12 protein-coding genes are annotated in these 14,460 nt (G+C 69.7%); 9 read left to right on the forward strand and 3 right to left on the reverse strand.

Translation table 11 applies throughout. The features are described 5' to 3' along the window. The first annotated feature begins 27 nt into the window (after positions 1–27). The 6 genes from MST3598_RS02785 to MST3598_RS02810 are packed head-to-tail and all read left to right on the forward strand — an operon-like array spanning position 28 to position 6,356. A complete protein-coding gene (locus MST3598_RS02785; RefSeq protein WP_029258751.1) occupies positions 28–2,313 on the forward strand; it encodes a carbon starvation CstA family protein in 2,286 nt (761 codons plus the stop codon). A gap of 16 nt (positions 2,314–2,329) precedes the next feature. Beyond that, on the forward strand, positions 2,330–2,575 hold the full coding sequence (locus MST3598_RS02790; protein ID WP_051667976.1) for a YbdD/YjiX family protein: 246 nt from the start codon (positions 2,330–2,332) through the stop codon (positions 2,573–2,575). A gap of 31 nt (positions 2,576–2,606) precedes the next feature. Next, on the forward strand, positions 2,607–3,788 hold the full coding sequence (locus tag MST3598_RS02795; protein ID WP_029258753.1) for a sensor histidine kinase: 1,182 nt from the start codon (positions 2,607–2,609) through the stop codon (positions 3,786–3,788). Positions 3,789–3,793: 5 nt separating this feature from the next. Further along, the gene (locus MST3598_RS02800) at positions 3,794–4,531 is read left to right on the forward strand and encodes a LytR/AlgR family response regulator transcription factor (RefSeq protein WP_029258754.1); all 738 of its coding nucleotides are present in this window, start codon (positions 3,794–3,796) and stop codon (positions 4,529–4,531) included. Beyond that, the gene (locus tag MST3598_RS02805) at positions 4,528–4,902 is read left to right on the forward strand and encodes a hypothetical protein (protein ID WP_021198463.1); all 375 of its coding nucleotides are present in this window, start codon (positions 4,528–4,530) and stop codon (positions 4,900–4,902) included. The genes MST3598_RS02800 and MST3598_RS02805 overlap by 4 nt, the downstream gene beginning before the upstream one ends. After that, positions 4,899–6,356 carry a sodium/solute symporter gene (locus tag MST3598_RS02810; protein WP_029258755.1) on the forward strand — a complete coding sequence of 486 codons (1,458 nt, stop codon included), beginning with the start codon at positions 4,899–4,901 and terminating at the stop codon, positions 6,354–6,356. The genes MST3598_RS02805 and MST3598_RS02810 overlap by 4 nt, the downstream gene beginning before the upstream one ends. 1 nt (position 6,357) lies before the next feature. Here MST3598_RS02810 and MST3598_RS02815 read toward each other — a convergent pair whose 3' ends face one another. Next, positions 6,358–7,293, reverse strand: coding sequence for a pirin family protein (locus MST3598_RS02815; protein ID WP_029258756.1), 936 nt, complete (start codon positions 7,291–7,293; stop codon positions 6,358–6,360). Continuing rightward, on the reverse strand, positions 7,290–7,634 hold the full coding sequence (locus tag MST3598_RS02820; RefSeq protein ID WP_029258757.1) for a GNAT family N-acetyltransferase: 345 nt from the start codon (positions 7,632–7,634) through the stop codon (positions 7,290–7,292). The genes MST3598_RS02815 and MST3598_RS02820 overlap by 4 nt, the downstream gene beginning before the upstream one ends. 205 nt (positions 7,635–7,839) lie before the next feature. On the opposite strand from MST3598_RS02820, the gene recQ reads away from it, so the two are divergent. Continuing rightward, entirely contained in the window at positions 7,840–9,861 is a 2,022-nt protein-coding gene (recQ, locus tag MST3598_RS02825; protein ID WP_029258758.1) for a DNA helicase RecQ, read from the forward strand. A gap of 38 nt (positions 9,862–9,899) precedes the next feature. Here the strand turns inward: recQ and MST3598_RS02830 are convergent, their stop codons facing one another. Continuing rightward, positions 9,900–11,177 carry a TetR/AcrR family transcriptional regulator gene (locus MST3598_RS02830; protein WP_096359673.1) on the reverse strand — a complete coding sequence of 426 codons (1,278 nt, stop codon included), beginning with the start codon at positions 11,175–11,177 and terminating at the stop codon, positions 9,900–9,902. A 133-nt stretch (positions 11,178–11,310) separates the two neighbouring features. On the opposite strand from MST3598_RS02830, the gene MST3598_RS02835 reads away from it, so the two are divergent. Together MST3598_RS02835 and MST3598_RS02840 are read left to right on the forward strand one after the other, a co-directional pair. Beyond that, positions 11,311–12,609 (forward strand): MFS transporter, encoded by a 1,299-nt coding sequence (locus MST3598_RS02835; protein WP_029258760.1) that lies wholly within the window; start codon positions 11,311–11,313, stop codon positions 12,607–12,609. 2 nt (positions 12,610–12,611) lie between these two features. Then, complete coding sequence (locus tag MST3598_RS02840) at positions 12,612–14,366, forward strand: glycoside hydrolase family 3 protein (RefSeq protein WP_029258761.1); 1,755 nt, start codon at positions 12,612–12,614, stop codon at positions 14,364–14,366. Positions 14,367–14,460: the final 94 nt, after the last annotated feature.

The raw sequence follows: 14,460 nt of genomic DNA on the forward strand, positions 1-14,460 counted from the left end.
AACGTCGCGTACCCCGAGGAGACCCCCATGACCGCACCTTCGTCGCGCCGCCGCGACGGCGCCGGACTCGTCGACGACGAGCCCGTGATCGTCACCGATCCGAAACTCCCCTCCGTCGCCCTCACCGAAGAGCATCACGAGAAGGCGAACCGCTGGACCCTGCCGAAGATCATCCTGTGGGCCGCGATCGCCCTGCTGGGTGCCGTCGCCTGGACCATGCTCGCGATCGTGCGCGGCGAGACCGTCAACGCGATCTGGTTCGTGTTCGCGGCGGTCTGCACGTACCTGATCGGCTACCGGTTCTACTCCAAGGTGATCGAGAAGTACATCACCCGGCCCGATGACCGCAGGGCGACTCCCGCCGAGGTCAAGCAGGACGGCAAGGACTACGTCCCCACCGACCGCCGTGTGCTCTACGGTCACCACTTCGCGGCGATCGCCGGCGCCGGCCCGCTCGTCGGACCCGTGCTCGCCGCGCAGATGGGGTACCTGCCCGGCACGATCTGGATCATCGTCGGCGTCGTGCTCGCCGGCGCCGTGCAGGACTACACGGTGCTCTTCTTCTCGATGCGCCGCGGCGGCCGCACGATCGGGCAGATGGCCCGCCAGGAGCTCGGCAAGATCGGCGGCACCGCGGCGATCATCGCCTCGCTGCTGATCATGCTGATCATCGTCGCCATCCTCGCCCTCGTCGTCGTCAACGCGCTGGGCGAGAGCCCCTGGGGCGTCTTCTCGGTCGCCATGACCATCCCGATCGCCCTCTTCATGGGCGTGTACCTGCGTTATCTCCGCCCCGGCAAGGTCACCGAGGTCTCGATCATCGGCTTCGTGCTGCTGATGGCCGCGATCATCGGCGGCGGATGGGTCGCCGGCACCGAGTGGGGTCAGGCGATCTTCCACCTCGACCGCACCACCATCGCCTGGGGCATCATCGTCTACGGCTTCATCGCCGCCGTGCTCCCGGTCTGGCTGCTGCTCGCCCCGCGCGACTACCTGTCGACCTTCATGAAGATCGGCGTGATCGTCATGCTCGCCGGAGCCATCGTGCTGGTGCGCCCCGAGATCACGGTCCCCGCGGTCAGCATCTTCGGCGAGAACGGCATGGGTCCGGTGTTCGCCGGTCCGCTCTTCCCCTTCCTGTTCGTGACGATCGCGTGCGGGGCGCTCTCCGGGTTCCATGCGCTGATCGCCTCCGGAACGACCCCGAAGCTCATCGAGAAGGAGCGCCAGACGCGCTTCATCGGCTACGGCGGCATGCTCATGGAGTCGTTCGTCGCGATCATGGCCCTCGTCGCCGCGATCTCGATCGACCAGGGCATCTACTTCGCGATGAACGCGCCGACGGCGGCGACGGGAGGCACGGTCGAAGGGGCCGTCGCCTTCGTGAACTCGCTGGGGCTGACGGGGGTGAACCTCACACCCGAGATGCTCACCGGTACGGCGGCCGCGGTCGGCGAGGAGTCGATCGTGTCCCGCACCGGTGGCGCACCCACCCTCGCGCTCGGCCTCGCGCACATCATGCAGCAGGCTCTCGGTGGCCAGGCGCTCATGGCGTTCTGGTACCACTTCGCGATCATGTTCGAGGCGCTGTTCATCCTCACCGCGGTGGATGCCGGCACCCGCGTCGCCCGCTTCATGCTGCAGGACTCGATCGGCGCCTGGTTCCCCAAGTTCCGCGACGTCTCGTGGCGCCCCGGCGTCTGGATCTGCACGGCGATCATGGTGGCCGGATGGGGCGCGATCCTCATCCTCGGTGTCACCGACCCGCTCGGCGGCATCAACACCTTCTTCCCGCTGTTCGGCATCGCCAACCAGCTGCTCGCCGCGATCGCGCTCGCCGTGGTGCTGGCCATCGTCGCCAAGCGCGGCCGCAGCTACTTCAAGTGGTTGTGGATCATCGCCCTGCCGCTGGCGTTCACCGCGGTCGTGACCATCACGGCGTCGCTGTACAAGATCGCCTCTCCGGTGCCGGCCATCGGCTACTGGGCGAACCACTTCCGCTACGTCGCCGCCCGCGACAGCGGAGACACCTCGCTCGGCGAGCCGCAGGTGCTCGACGCGGTCATCCGCAACACCGCCGTGCAGGGCACGCTGTCGATCATCTTCGTGACCCTGGCGATCATCGTGATGGTGACCGCTGTGATCGTCACGATCAGGGCCATCCGCAACGGCGGCGGCGAGAACACCGAGGAGCCGCCCGTGGCCTCGCGCCGCTTCGCCCCGGCCGGATTCCTGCCGAGCGCCGAAGAACGTGAGCTCGAGAAGCAGTGGGAGCCGATCCTCGCCGACGAGCGCAAGGCGTCGACCCACTGATGTCGATCCCCCTGAGATGGCCGACACCATGAGGCGGACGGATGCCGCGACCTCCCTCCTGCGGACGCTGCTCAGTGCCGTGGCGCGGGCTGGTCGCGGCATCCGGTGGTACATGACGACCCTGATGGGCGACACCGCCTATGCGACCTACGTCGCCCATCAGCGTCGGCAGCATCCGGAGGAGGAGCCGCTGACCGAACGGCAGTTCTGGCGGCAGCGGATGGACGACCAGGATCGCAACCCCGGTGCCCGCTGCTGCTGAGCGCAGCCACGCCGGTGCCTAGGCTGGGACCATGACCGACGTCGTTCTCGCAGCGATCCTCGGCGTGCTCGGCGGCATCGTCCTCTCGGTGCTCCTCCTGCTCGCACGCCGACTCGCGCGCGGGGCCGCCGACCTCGGAAGCGACGCCGAACAGGCCGCCCTCACCGCACTGCATCAGGCGAGCCTGGCGGCGCCGCATCTGCGCGCCGGACTCTCGGATTCCGATGTGGTCAAAGCCGCGCGTCACCTGCGAGTGCTGCTCGGCAGCGCGGCGGTCGCGATCGTGAGCGCGGAAGGCACGGTGTCGTTCGACGGTCCGTCCGATGGACTCGAATCCGCGGCCCGCCGCATCGCCGCCCAGGTCGGGGCCTCGGGGCGGAGGCAGGTGTTCCCGGCGCCGGGAAGGGAGGACGACCTGGAGGCGGTCGGCGCTCCGATCCTCGTCGACGGCCGGGTGGCGGGAGTCGTCGTGGCGTTCGCGGCACCGGTCAGAGCCGCGCTCGTGCGGGCGGCGGAAGAAGTCGCCGACTGGTGCGCGGCCCAGGTCGAACTCGGCGGGCTCGATGCGCAGCGGACGCAGCTGGCCGAGGCGGAGCTGCGGTCGCTGCGGGCGCAGATCTCCCCGCACTTCATCTACAACGCCCTCACGGCGATCGCCTCGTTCATCCTCACCGACCCCGCGCGGGCCAGGGAGCTGGTGCTCGAGTTCGCCGACTTCACGCGCTACTCGTTCCGCCGTCAGGGCGAGTTCACCACGATCGCCGAAGAGCTCGGCAGCATCCACTCCTACCTCGAGCTCGAACGTGCACGCTTCGGCGACCGTCTGCGCGTCACGCTGCAGATCGCCCCGGAGACGCTGGCGACCGTCATCCCGTTCCTCTCGGTGCAGCCCCTGGTCGAGAACGCGGTCCGCCACGGGCTCGAGCCGGGTGAGGGCGGGGGAGAGATCCGCATCGCCTCGCGCGACGACGGCACCCACACCGAGATCACGGTCGAGGACGATGGCGTGGGCATGGACCCCGAGGCGCTGCGCGCAACTCTCACCGCGGGGGACGACGGCGTCCACGTCGGGCTCCGCAACGTCGACACCCGGCTCCGCCAGCTCTACGGTGCGGACGGAGGGCTGGTGGTCGAGACGAACACCGGCGCCGGTACCCTGGTGCGCATGCGGGTCCCGAAATCTCAGCCGCAGCACGACCCGGACGCCGACTGACGATCATGACGAACAGCGCCCCCTCGATCGACGTCCTCGTCGCGGATGACGAGCGTCCAGCCCTCGACGAGCTCGTCCACCTGCTCGGCACTGACGCCCGCATCGGCGAGATCCTCACCGCGTCGTCGGGCGCGGATGCGCTGCGGCTGATGTCGGAGCGCGCGGTGCGGATCGCCTTCCTCGACATCCACATGCCGGGGTTGACCGGGATGGAGCTCGCGCGGGCGCTGCTGACCCTCGCCGAACCTCCGGCGGTCGTGTTCGTCACCGCCGACGAGGCGAAGGCGGTGGAGGCTTTCGAGCTGCGTGCCGCCGACTATCTGCTCAAGCCCGTGCGCCTCGAGCGTCTGCGGCGGGCGGTCGACCGGGTGGTCGAGCTCGGAGACGCCGCGGCATCGGGCGACGACGAGATGCTGCCGGTCACGGTCGGCTCGGTCGTGCGGTTCGTGAAACGCAGCGACGTGCGCTGGGTGCGGGCGCAGGGGGACTACTCCCGACTGCACACCGGAGATGGGACGGGTCATCTGGTGCGCATCCCGATCTCGGAGCTGGAGGCGCGATGGGCGGATGCCGGGTTCCTCCGCATCCACCGCTCTTCGCTCGTGCGCATCGCCGCCGTGACCGAGGCGCGGCTGTCGGGGCCGGAGCCCACCGTGTCGATCGGTGCGACCTCTCTCCCGGTCAGCCGGCGACTGGTACCCGCGGTGCGCGACGCGCTGCTGCGCGGAGAGGGGGCAGGATGACCGAGAAGCCGAAGCGGGTTCGTGTGACGGCCGACCTGCCCGATCGGAGGCCGACCACCTTCACCCGCGGCATCGCGCTCCCCGGCTCGCCCGTCGACGAGGCGGATGCCGTGTATGCGCGCGCCCTGATGCGCAGTCAGCTCCGGCTCGCGCTCGGGACCGTCGCGGGGTTCGTCGTCGTGGTCATCGCGCTGACCCTGACGATCGCTCTCGTCCCCGAGGTCGGACAGGTCGTGGTCTGGGGCCTGCCGCTGTCGTGGCTGCTGCAGGCCTACGCGTTCTATCCGATCATCCTCGTGTTCGCGGTGCTCTACGTGCGCACGGCCGCCCGCAACGAGCGCCGATACCGGGCGCTCCGTGATCGCGAATGAACGCGGTGCTCGACCTCATCGGCGTCGCGCTCGTCATCGTCGCGACCCTGCTGATCGGGGTCTACGGACTGCGCATCTCGCGCACGACGGGAGACTTCTTCGTCGCCTCGCGCACCGTGCGGCCGGTGTGGAACGCGTCGGCGATCAGCGGCGAGTACCTCTCGGCCGGCACTTTCCTCGGACTGTCGGGTCTCGTGCTGCTCGACGGCGCCCGCGGCTTCTGGTTCCCGATCGGCTATGCGGCCGGCTACCTGCTGGTGCTCGCGTTCGTGGCGGCGCCGCTCCGGCGCAGCGGCGCCTACACGATCCCGGACTTCATCGAGGCGCGGCTGGAGTCGACGTCGGCCCGGCGCGTGACCAGCATCGCGGTGCTGGTGATCGGCTGGCTCTACATCGTGCCGCAGCTGCACGGAGCGGGGCTGACGCTCCTCGTCGTGGCCGGCCTTCCGGAATGGGTGGGGGCCGTGACCGTCGCGGTGCTCGTGGCGGCGGCGGTCGCCGCGGGCGGCATGCGGGCCATCACCTATGTGCAGGCGTTCCAGTACTGGCTCAAGCTCACGGCGCTCCTGGTGCCGGTGGTGTTCATCGCGTTCGCCCTCAGCGGCGGTCCGCACGACGTCGATCCCGCGCTGGTGTTCCCCGTCGAGGCCGGGCCCTCGGGCTTCGACGCGTATGAGACGGCATCCCTGTTGCTCGCACTGCTGTTGGGGACGATGGGGCTCCCGCACGTGCTGGTGCGGTTCTACACGAGTCCGACCGGGGTGTCGGCGCGGCGGACCACCGTCATCGTGATCGGCATGGTGAGCGCGTTCTATGCGGTGTCGAGCACGATGGGGCTGCTGGCGCGCATCGCCGCTCCCGACCTCGCGGTTCCCGGTGTCGCCGACACGGTGGTGCTGCTGTTGCCGTCGCGCGTGTTCCCCGGAGCGTTCGGCGAACTGCTGACCGCGCTGATCGTCGCGGGGGCGTTCGCGGCGTTCCTGGCGACATCGGCCGGTCTCGTCGTGTCGCTCGCGGGCGTGATCAGCCAGGACGTGTTCTCCGGCTCGGTGCGGTCGTTCCGGCTGTCTGCGGTGCTCTGTGCACTGGTGCCTCTGGCGGTGGCGTTGCTCACAGCGCCGGCGGGCCTCGGGTCCAGCGTCGGCGTGGTGTTCGTGGTGGCGGCGTCCACGCTGTCGCCGGTCGTGCTGTTGGGAGTCTGGTGGCGAGGACTCACCGCCCGTGGCGCGGTCGCCGGGATGCTGTCGGGCGGGATCGCCGCCGGACTCGCGCTGCTGGTGCACGCGGCGGTCGGGGGAGTCGGAGTGGCCGCGCCCTACCTCGCGCAGCCCGCCGCCTGGACGATCCCGCTCGCCACGGCCGTGACGGTCGTGGTGTCGCTCTTCGATCCGCGGGGACCGTCGCCGCGCACGGAGCGCTTCCTCGCTCGTGTGCACACGCCCGAGCGCGGCTGAGTCAGAGTTTCCGGCTGCGCGGCATGAGCCGCACGTCAGGGAGCGGCGGAGCGGGGATGCGCACGTCGTGACCGTCGACCGCGCCGAAGCGGGGGGATGCCGCTCCCGTCACGGACTCCGCTTCCCACTCTTCGCGCGCCTCGACGATCTCGTCATGCGAGCGGCCGGCGAAGTTCCACCACATCACGATGTCGTCCTCGAACGGCTCACCACCCAACAGGAACAACAGGGCGCCCTCGGTGCTCGACACCTCGACGGTGTCGCGGGAGTCGCCGAGGTAGAGCAGGTTGTTGCGATCGAGCGGATGCGAGGCCACCACGGCGTCTCCCTCGACGAGCATGAGGGCGTGCTCCCAGTCGGAGCGCAGCGGCAGATGCACACGCGAGCCGGGAGCGAGCACGATCTCGGCCCCGACGATCGGGGTGTGCACCGTGGCGGGCGAGCGCACGCCGGCGAACTCGCCGAGCACGACGGTGGCTTCGGCATCCGCTCCCTCGTCGGCCGGGAGGGCGAGTGCGGGCAGTGCGGTGTGCCGTTCGAACCCGGCAGCGCCGTGGCGGGCCGAATCCGGGAGCACCACCCAGAACTGCAGCGCATCGAGGGGGACGGGATCCTCGCCGATCGAGTACTCCGAGTGCGAGATCCCGTTGCCCGCGGTCATAAGGTTCAACTGCCCGCGACGCAGGTCGGCGTCGCTGCCGAGCGAGTCGCGGTGACGGATCTCTCCGACGAGCGGCCAGGTCACGGTCTGCAGACCGATGTGGGGGTGCGGCTCGACCCGCATCTTCGTGTCGGCCGGTCCGAAACGGTCGAGGAAGCACCAGGCGCCGATCGTGGGCAGGTTGCGGTGCGGCAGGGCGCGCAGCACGTTCATGCCGCGCACCCCGCCGAGCGGAACCTCGCGGGGCTCGAGGAGGAGGCGGTGCTGTCCGATCATTCGGCGCGGCCCGTCGGGTCCTCACCCGCGGTTCCCACAGGTGCAGAGGGGGTCTGCGGCCAGCGGATCTCGGCGCCGGGGATCTCATGCGTCTCGAGGTACTTGGCGATGTACGGGCACAGCGGCACGATCGCGTCACCGCGTCCCGCCGCATCCGCCAGCGCCTCGGCAGCGAGCTTCCCGGCCAGCCCCTGGCCTTGGAACGCCGGGTCGACCTCGGTGTGGATGAAGCGGATGGATCCGGGGCGCAGGTCGTACGCGGCGAAGCCGGCGAGTACGTCGTCGGAACGGATCTCGTACCGCGATTCGTCGTCGTTGCGGGTCACGGTGATGTCGGTCATCGGCTGCTCCTTCGAACGGATGCCTCCAACCTACGCCCGCGTGCGGGGTCGGGCCCGGCGAAAACCCAGACCGTCTGCTGCCGCACCGGCGCGTCGGAGTGCGACACTCCGTGGGGGAGGCGGGTGGTCTGGGTTTCGGCAGCCGGCCGGTCGAGGGTGTGGAGGAAGCGCCTCCCGCGTCGGCGGGGGTCGTTACGCTGGAGGGATGCCGCAGACTCCCCGTGACCCGTACGCGGACCTGCCGTACGCCGACGAGCCCTACGACGACGGCTGGGAGTCGTCCGCCCCGCCCGAGCCGATGGACTGGGAGCCGCAGGGGGCGGGCTACGAGCCGCCGCTCGACTGGGGTCAGGGTCCGGTCACGCCGGTGGCCCCCGCATCCGCGGCTCCGGCCGCTCGTCGCGCGACGCCGAGCCGGTACGCGACCGCGCGCGAGGCTCTGCACACCGTCTTCGGCTACGACGAGTTCCGTGGCGACCAGGCGGCGATCGTCGAGCAGGTCATCGCCGGCGGAGACGCCGTCGTGCTGATGCCGACCGGTGGCGGAAAGAGCATCACGTACCAGGTGCCCGCCCTCGTCCGTGAGGGCACGGGCCTCGTGATCAGCCCGCTCATCGCGCTCATGCACGACCAGGTCGATGCCCTGCGGGCCAACGGTGTGAAGGCCGCCTACCTCAACTCCACCCAGGCGATCGACGAGCGTCGCGAGGTCGAGCGGGCCTACGTCGCCGGCGAGCTCGACCTCATCTACGTCGCCCCCGAGCGTCTGTCGAACGCGCAGACCACGGCGCTGCTCCAGCGCGGAACGCTCAGCGTCATCGCGATCGACGAGGCCCACTGCGTGTCGCAGTGGGGTCACGACTTCCGTCCCGACTACCTGGCGCTCGGCGACCTGGGCGAGCGGTTCCCCGGGGTGCCGCGCATGGCGCTCACGGCGACAGCGACCGCGGCGACGCACAAGGAGATCACCGAGCGGCTGCACCTCGAGGGTGCCGCCCACTTCGTCGCGAGCTTCGACCGCCCGAACATCCAATACCGCATCGTGCCCAAGGTCGACCCGCGCAAGCAGCTCGTCCAGTTCATCCGCTCGCAGCCGGAAGGCGCGGCAGGCATCGTCTACGCGCTCAGCCGCAAATCGGTCGAGCAGACGGCGACCTCCCTCGCCGCCCAGGGGTTCGATGCGCTGCCGTACCACGCGGGTCTGCCCGCCGAGGTGCGGGCGGCCAACCAGGCGCGCTTCCTCCGTGAAGACGGCGTGGTCATGGTCGCGACCATCGCGTTCGGCATGGGCATCGACAAGCCCGACGTGCGCTTCGTCGCGCACATCGATCTGCCGAAGTCGGTCGAGGGCTACTACCAGGAGACCGGTCGCGCCGGCCGCGACGGCGAGCCCTCTGTGGCGTGGATGGCGTACGGTCTGGGCGACGTCGTGCAGCAGCGCCGGCTCATCGACCAGAGCCCCGGCGACCGCACGTTCAAGATGCGGATGGGCCAGCACCTCGACGCGATGCTCGCGCTGTGCGAGACCGTGGAGTGCCGCCGGCAGAACCTGCTGGGGTACTTCGGTCAGGAATCGCAGCCCTGTGGCAACTGCGACACGTGCCTCGAGAACACCGAGACGTTCGACGGGCTCGTGCCCGCGCAGAAGCTGCTCTCGACGATCGTGCGGCTGAAGCGTGAGCGCAATCAGGCGTTCGGTGCCGGCCACCTGATCGACATCCTCCGCGGCGCCTCGACCGAGCGCATCCGGCAGCAGGGACACGAGAAGCTCGCGACCTACGGCATCGGCAACGACCTCTCCGATCAGGACTGGCGCAGCGTCGTCCGGCAGCTCCTCGCTCGTGGCATCCTGGTCGCGCAGGGCGACTACGGCACCCTCGCTCCCGGGGAGCAGGCCGCCGGAGTGCTGCGCGGCGAGACGGCTGTACCGCTGCGCAAGGACACGATCGGGCGTCCGACCTCGTCCGGTCGGGCTCGCAAGGCCAGTGCCGCCGATGCCCTGGACGCCGGAGACCGGGGTCTGTTCGAGGCGCTGCGCATCTGGCGGGCCGAGACCGCCCGCGAGCAGGGCGTCCCCGCCTACATCGTGTTCGGGGACGCGACCCTGCGCGCGCTCGCGGAGCATCGTCCTGCCTCCCTCGCCGACCTCGACGGGATCACCGGTATCGGTGCGAAGAAACGCGAGGCGTACGGCGAGGGCGTTCTCGCGGTCATCGCCGCGGCCTGATCTGAGCCCTGACCATCACCGCCCGACTCCGCGCGCGCTCAGCGCGGAGGCAGCACGTCGTCGAGATGTGCGCGCAGGTGGGTGGCGATGTCGAGCCGCTCCCTGTCGTACAGCCACTGGTACTGCAGTCCGTCCCACATCGCGATGAGCCACGTGGCCTCGTGCTCGGGGTCTCGATGCGCCGGCAGATCGCCGTCGATCCGGGCGAGGCGGAAGAGCTCGGTGAAGTAGTCGAGGGCGTTCGCGAACCGCATCGCGAAGTAGTCATGCGCGGGGTGGGCGGCGGGCACGGCCTCGCACGACAACACCGCATACACCTCGATCAGACCGGGTTCCTCCTGCGCGCTGAGCGCGGCACCGTCGGGAATGCCGCGCAGCAGCTCGCCCGCTGACGCGGCGCCGGCGAACCCCTGGTTCTGGTTGATGGTGCTGTCGCGTTCGGTCAGGACGGCGCTGAGCAGCAGTTCCTTCGACGGGTAGTGGTGCAGCAGCGTCGACTTCGACACCCCGACCGCGGTCGCGATGTCCTGCAAGCTGGTGTCGCCGTAGCCGTCGCGGGCGAACAGGCGGGTCGCATCGGCGAGGATCTGCGCGCGACGACGACGGCCGACCGCATAGCCGGGATCGACGTCGGCTGCAGCGGTCGTGCGCAGTGCGGGCAGGGGCCCCGCCGGGTCAGAGCTGTCTGAAGAGGGCTCGTCGTCGGGGTCCCGCCACCCGAGCGGCAGTGCCCAGAGGTTCTCCCGCTCCTCGAGCATCTCCACCACGTCGACGCGATCAGGCAGATACTGCGACAGCAGCTGCAGCCCGTCCCATCCGGCGGTGTGTCGCACCGTCTCCCCGTCGATATCGCGATCGGCTGCGATGACGCCGTGGTGCTTCGCGTCTTCCAGGACGTCGATGCTCAGCGAGCGGAGTCGGCAGTACCGGGCGCGCATCCGCTCGTGCGCAGGGTGTCCGGGAGCAGAGGCTTCGCCCGTGAGCGCGGCGAACAGCTCGAGGTAGCCTGCGGTGCGCGCGTTCCGTTCGGCGATGCCGGAGAACACCAGCTCGCCCGGCTCGGAGGCGGCCGAGATGGCGCTGAACACGGTCTCGTTCTCGGCTTCGAGCTCGGCGACCACTTCGCCGAGCAGGTCGTCCTTCGAGGCGAAATGGCCGAGGAGCCCTGGATGGCTGACGGAGGCCGCGGTGGCGATATCGCGCAGAGACGTCGACCGGTAGCCGCGCGTGACGAACAGGTCATGTGCGGCGGTGAGGATCCGCTGGCGCGTGGCGGCAGCGCGCGCGTGCCGGGAGCCGGTCGCCGTCGTCGTCATCGCATCCTCCTTCCACATCCTATCCTCGCTCATTACCAATCGGTCTGGTTTCAGTTACCAGACGGTCGAGATTGGTGTATCGTCATCCCAGACCGCATCGCCCGAAGACGTGCGGTGAATCGAAAGGACTGTCATGACAGAGCTGTCATCCGCCGCCACGGCGGCCGCGGTCGGCACCACCGGGTTCAAGGCCCCCGGAACCACGCCGCCGAAGACCCCGCGCGGCTACACGCCGGGCCTCGCCGCCGTGAACTTCGGCGTCTACCTCGCCCTGCTCACCCCGGTCATGGTGTCGATGGCATTCAAGATCCAGCACATCGACCCCGTGAACACCGAGGGCAGCCTCGGACTCGTGATGGGCGTGGGCGCGATCTTCGCCCTGATCGCGAACCCCCTCGTCGGTCGACTCTCCGACCGCACCACCTCGCGCTGGGGCATGCGTCGTCCGTGGATCCTCGGCGGCGCGATCGTCGGGCTCGGCGGCTTCCTCCTCATCGGCTCGGCGACCTCCGTGTGGATGGTCCTGCTCGCCTGGTGCCTCGTGCAGACCGCGATGAACGCCGTGCTGGCCGCGGCCAACGCCACGCTGCCCGATCAGGTGCCGGTCACCAGCCGAGGCAAGGTTTCCGGCATCATCGGCATCACGACCCCGATCGGCATCCTCGCCGGCAGCTTCCTCGTGAACTTCCTCCCCGGCGACTTCGAGCGCTTCGTCGTCCCCGGCGTGATCGCCCTGATCCTCGTGATCGTGTTCGTCGTGACCCTCAAGGACCGTCGCCTCACCGAGAAGCCGGCCGAGAAGTTCACCGTCGGCATGTTCTTCGGCTCGTTCGTGTTCAACCCCCGCAAGCACCCCGACTTCGGCTGGACCTGGCTCACCAAGTTCTTCGTGATGTTCGGCTACGCCGGTATCGCCACCTTCCTGCCGCTCTACCTCGTCACCAAGTTCGGTCTCGACGAGCAGGGCGCGGTCGGCATCATCCTGGCCGCCAACCTCGCCTCGATGGCGGCGATGGCGATCTCGTCGCCGCTGGGCGGATTCCTCTCCGACAAGATCGGCAAGCGCCGACCGTTCGTCGCGATCGCCGGCGTGATCATGGTGGTGGGCCTCGTCATCCTCGCCGTCGCTCCCGACGTCACGACCGTCATCATCGCGCAGGCGATCATCGGTCTGGGCGCCGGGTCCTTCCTCTCGGTCGACCTGGCCCTCGCGACCGAGGTGCTGCCCAACCCCGACGACGTGGCCAAGGACCTCGGTGTGCTGAACATCGCCAACGCCCTGCCGCAGTCGATCGCCCCGGCCATCGCCCCCGGCATCATCGCCATCGGCGCAGCCACACCGCTCGGCGGCTACACCACCTGGTACCTGTTCGGCGCGGTCGTCGCGCTGGCCGGCGCCGTTCTCGTCTACCGCATCAAGGGAGTCAAGTGACCATGACCGAGACCATCACCGCACGCCCGTGGCTCGACACCGATCTCCCCGTCGACGAACGGGTGCAGCTGCTGCTCGACGCCATGACGATCGAGGAGAAGGCCGGGCTCTTCTTCCACACCATGATCGCGATCGGCGACCTCGAAGAGCCGAACCCGGTCTTCGCGACTCCATCGGCGCGCGAATTCCTCGAGACCAAGCGGATGACGCACTTCAACCTGCTCGGTGCGGCGCCGACCGGCCGCGAGATCGCGGCATGGCAGAACGCGCTGCAGCGACTGGCGGCATCCACGCGTCTCGGCATCCCGGTGACGCTGTCGACCGACCCGCGGCACTCGTTCAGCGAGAACCCCGGTGCGTCGATCCTCGCCGGCCCCTTCTCGCAATGGCCCGAGACCCTCGGCCTCGCCGCCACCCGTGACGAGGCGCTCGTCGAGCGCTTCGCCGACATCGCCCGACAGGAGTACACGGCGGTCGGGCTGCGGGTCGCGCTGCACCCGCAGGTCGACCTCGCGACCGAGCCGCGGTGGGCGCGGCAGACGGCGACCTTCGGCGAAGACGCGGAACTGTCGGGAAAGCTCGGCGCCGCCTACATCCGCGGGTTCCAGGGGGAGTCCTTCGGGCCCGGCTCCGTATCGACCATGACGAAGCACTTCCCCGGAGGCGGTCCGCAGAAGGACGGCGAGGACCCGCACTTCCCCTACGGCCGCGAGCAGATCTATCCTGGCGGCGAGTTCGAGCTTCACCTGAAGCCGTTCGAAGACGCGCTCGCTGCGGGGACCCGGCAGATGATGCCGTACTACGGGATGCCCGTCGGCACGGAGTACGAGGAGGTGGGATTCGGGTTCAACAAGTCCGTGATCACCGGCCTGCTGCGTGAGCGCTACGGCTTCGACGGTCTCGTGTGCACCGACTGGGGCCTGATCAGCGACTCCGAGATCTTCGGTCAGCCCTTCCCCGCACGTGCCTGGGGCGTGGAGGATCTCACGCCGCGCGAGCGCATGAAGAAGGTGCTGGAGGCCGGAGCCGACCAGTTCGGCGGCGAAGCGAACCCGGAGCTGCTGCTCGAGCTCATCGCCGACGGTGAGGTGACCGAGGAGCGACTCGACGTCTCGGCTCGCCGCATCCTGCGCGAGAAGTTCGAGCTCGGGCTGTTCGAGAACCCGTACGTCGACGAGGACGCGGCCGACGAGATCGTCGGGCGAGCCGATTTCCGAGCCGCGGGGGAGGCCGCCCAGCGCGCCTCGATCACGGTGCTCATGAACGACGGTGCCCTGCCGTTGGCCCCCGGCCGCAAGCTCTACGTCGAGGGCGTCGACTCGACGGTCGCTGCATCGTTCGGGGAGATCGTCACGACGCCGGAGGAAGCCGACCTGGCCGTCATCCGCCTGCAGGCTCCATTCGAAGAGCGCGAGACGATGTTCGAGAACTTCTTCCACGCGGGCTCTCTCGCGTTCTCGGACGATGTGGTCGCGCACGTCCGCGCCGTCGCCGCCGTCGTGCCGACCGTCGTCGACGTGCTCGCGGATCGTCCGCCGATCCTCACCCCGATCGTCGAGGCCGCGGCCGCGGTGACCGTGAACTGGGGGGCGTCGAGCGCCGCGCTCCTCGACGTGCTCAGCGCCGCGTTCCCCGCCCAGGGCAGGCTGCCGTTCGACCTGCCGCGGTCGATGGACGCTGTCGAAGCCTCCCGTCCCGATGTGCCGTTCGACACCGCCGATCCGCTGTTCCGGTTCGGTCACGGGCTCTCGCTCTAGTCCGGTCGCACCGTCCGGAAGACCGCCCCGCAAGCTTCGGCATGCGGGGCGGTTCGGCGTCCCGGCATCCTCTCGCCGGGAGCATCCCGTCGCT

It is taken from the genome of Microbacterium sp. TPU 3598 (genome assembly GCF_002356155.1).
GTDB classification, from domain to species: domain Bacteria; phylum Actinomycetota; class Actinomycetes; order Actinomycetales; family Microbacteriaceae; genus Microbacterium; species Microbacterium maritypicum_A.

Excerpts from the sequence above, each read along its gene's own strand:
- MST3598_RS02785 (WP_029258751.1), top strand. The coding sequence starts at position 28 with ATGACCGCACCTTCGTCGCGCCGCCGCGACGGCGCCGGACTCGTCGAC.
- MST3598_RS02790 (WP_051667976.1), top strand. The coding sequence starts at position 2,330 with ATGGCCGACACCATGAGGCGGACGGATGCCGCGACCTCCCTCCTGCGG.
- MST3598_RS02795 (WP_029258753.1), top strand. The coding sequence starts at position 2,607 with ATGACCGACGTCGTTCTCGCAGCGATCCTCGGCGTGCTCGGCGGCATC.
- MST3598_RS02800 (WP_029258754.1), top strand. The coding sequence starts at position 3,794 with ATGACGAACAGCGCCCCCTCGATCGACGTCCTCGTCGCGGATGACGAG.
- MST3598_RS02805 (WP_021198463.1), top strand. The coding sequence starts at position 4,528 with ATGACCGAGAAGCCGAAGCGGGTTCGTGTGACGGCCGACCTGCCCGAT.
- MST3598_RS02810 (WP_029258755.1), top strand. The coding sequence starts at position 4,899 with ATGAACGCGGTGCTCGACCTCATCGGCGTCGCGCTCGTCATCGTCGCG.
- MST3598_RS02815 (WP_029258756.1), bottom strand. The coding sequence starts at position 7,293 with ATGATCGGACAGCACCGCCTCCTCCTCGAGCCCCGCGAGGTTCCGCTC.
- MST3598_RS02820 (WP_029258757.1), bottom strand. The coding sequence starts at position 7,634 with ATGACCGACATCACCGTGACCCGCAACGACGACGAATCGCGGTACGAG.
- recQ (WP_029258758.1), top strand. The coding sequence starts at position 7,840 with ATGCCGCAGACTCCCCGTGACCCGTACGCGGACCTGCCGTACGCCGAC.
- MST3598_RS02830 (WP_096359673.1), bottom strand. The coding sequence starts at position 11,177 with ATGACGACGACGGCGACCGGCTCCCGGCACGCGCGCGCTGCCGCCACG.
- MST3598_RS02835 (WP_029258760.1), top strand. The coding sequence starts at position 11,311 with ATGACAGAGCTGTCATCCGCCGCCACGGCGGCCGCGGTCGGCACCACC.
- MST3598_RS02840 (WP_029258761.1), top strand. The coding sequence starts at position 12,612 with ATGACCGAGACCATCACCGCACGCCCGTGGCTCGACACCGATCTCCCC.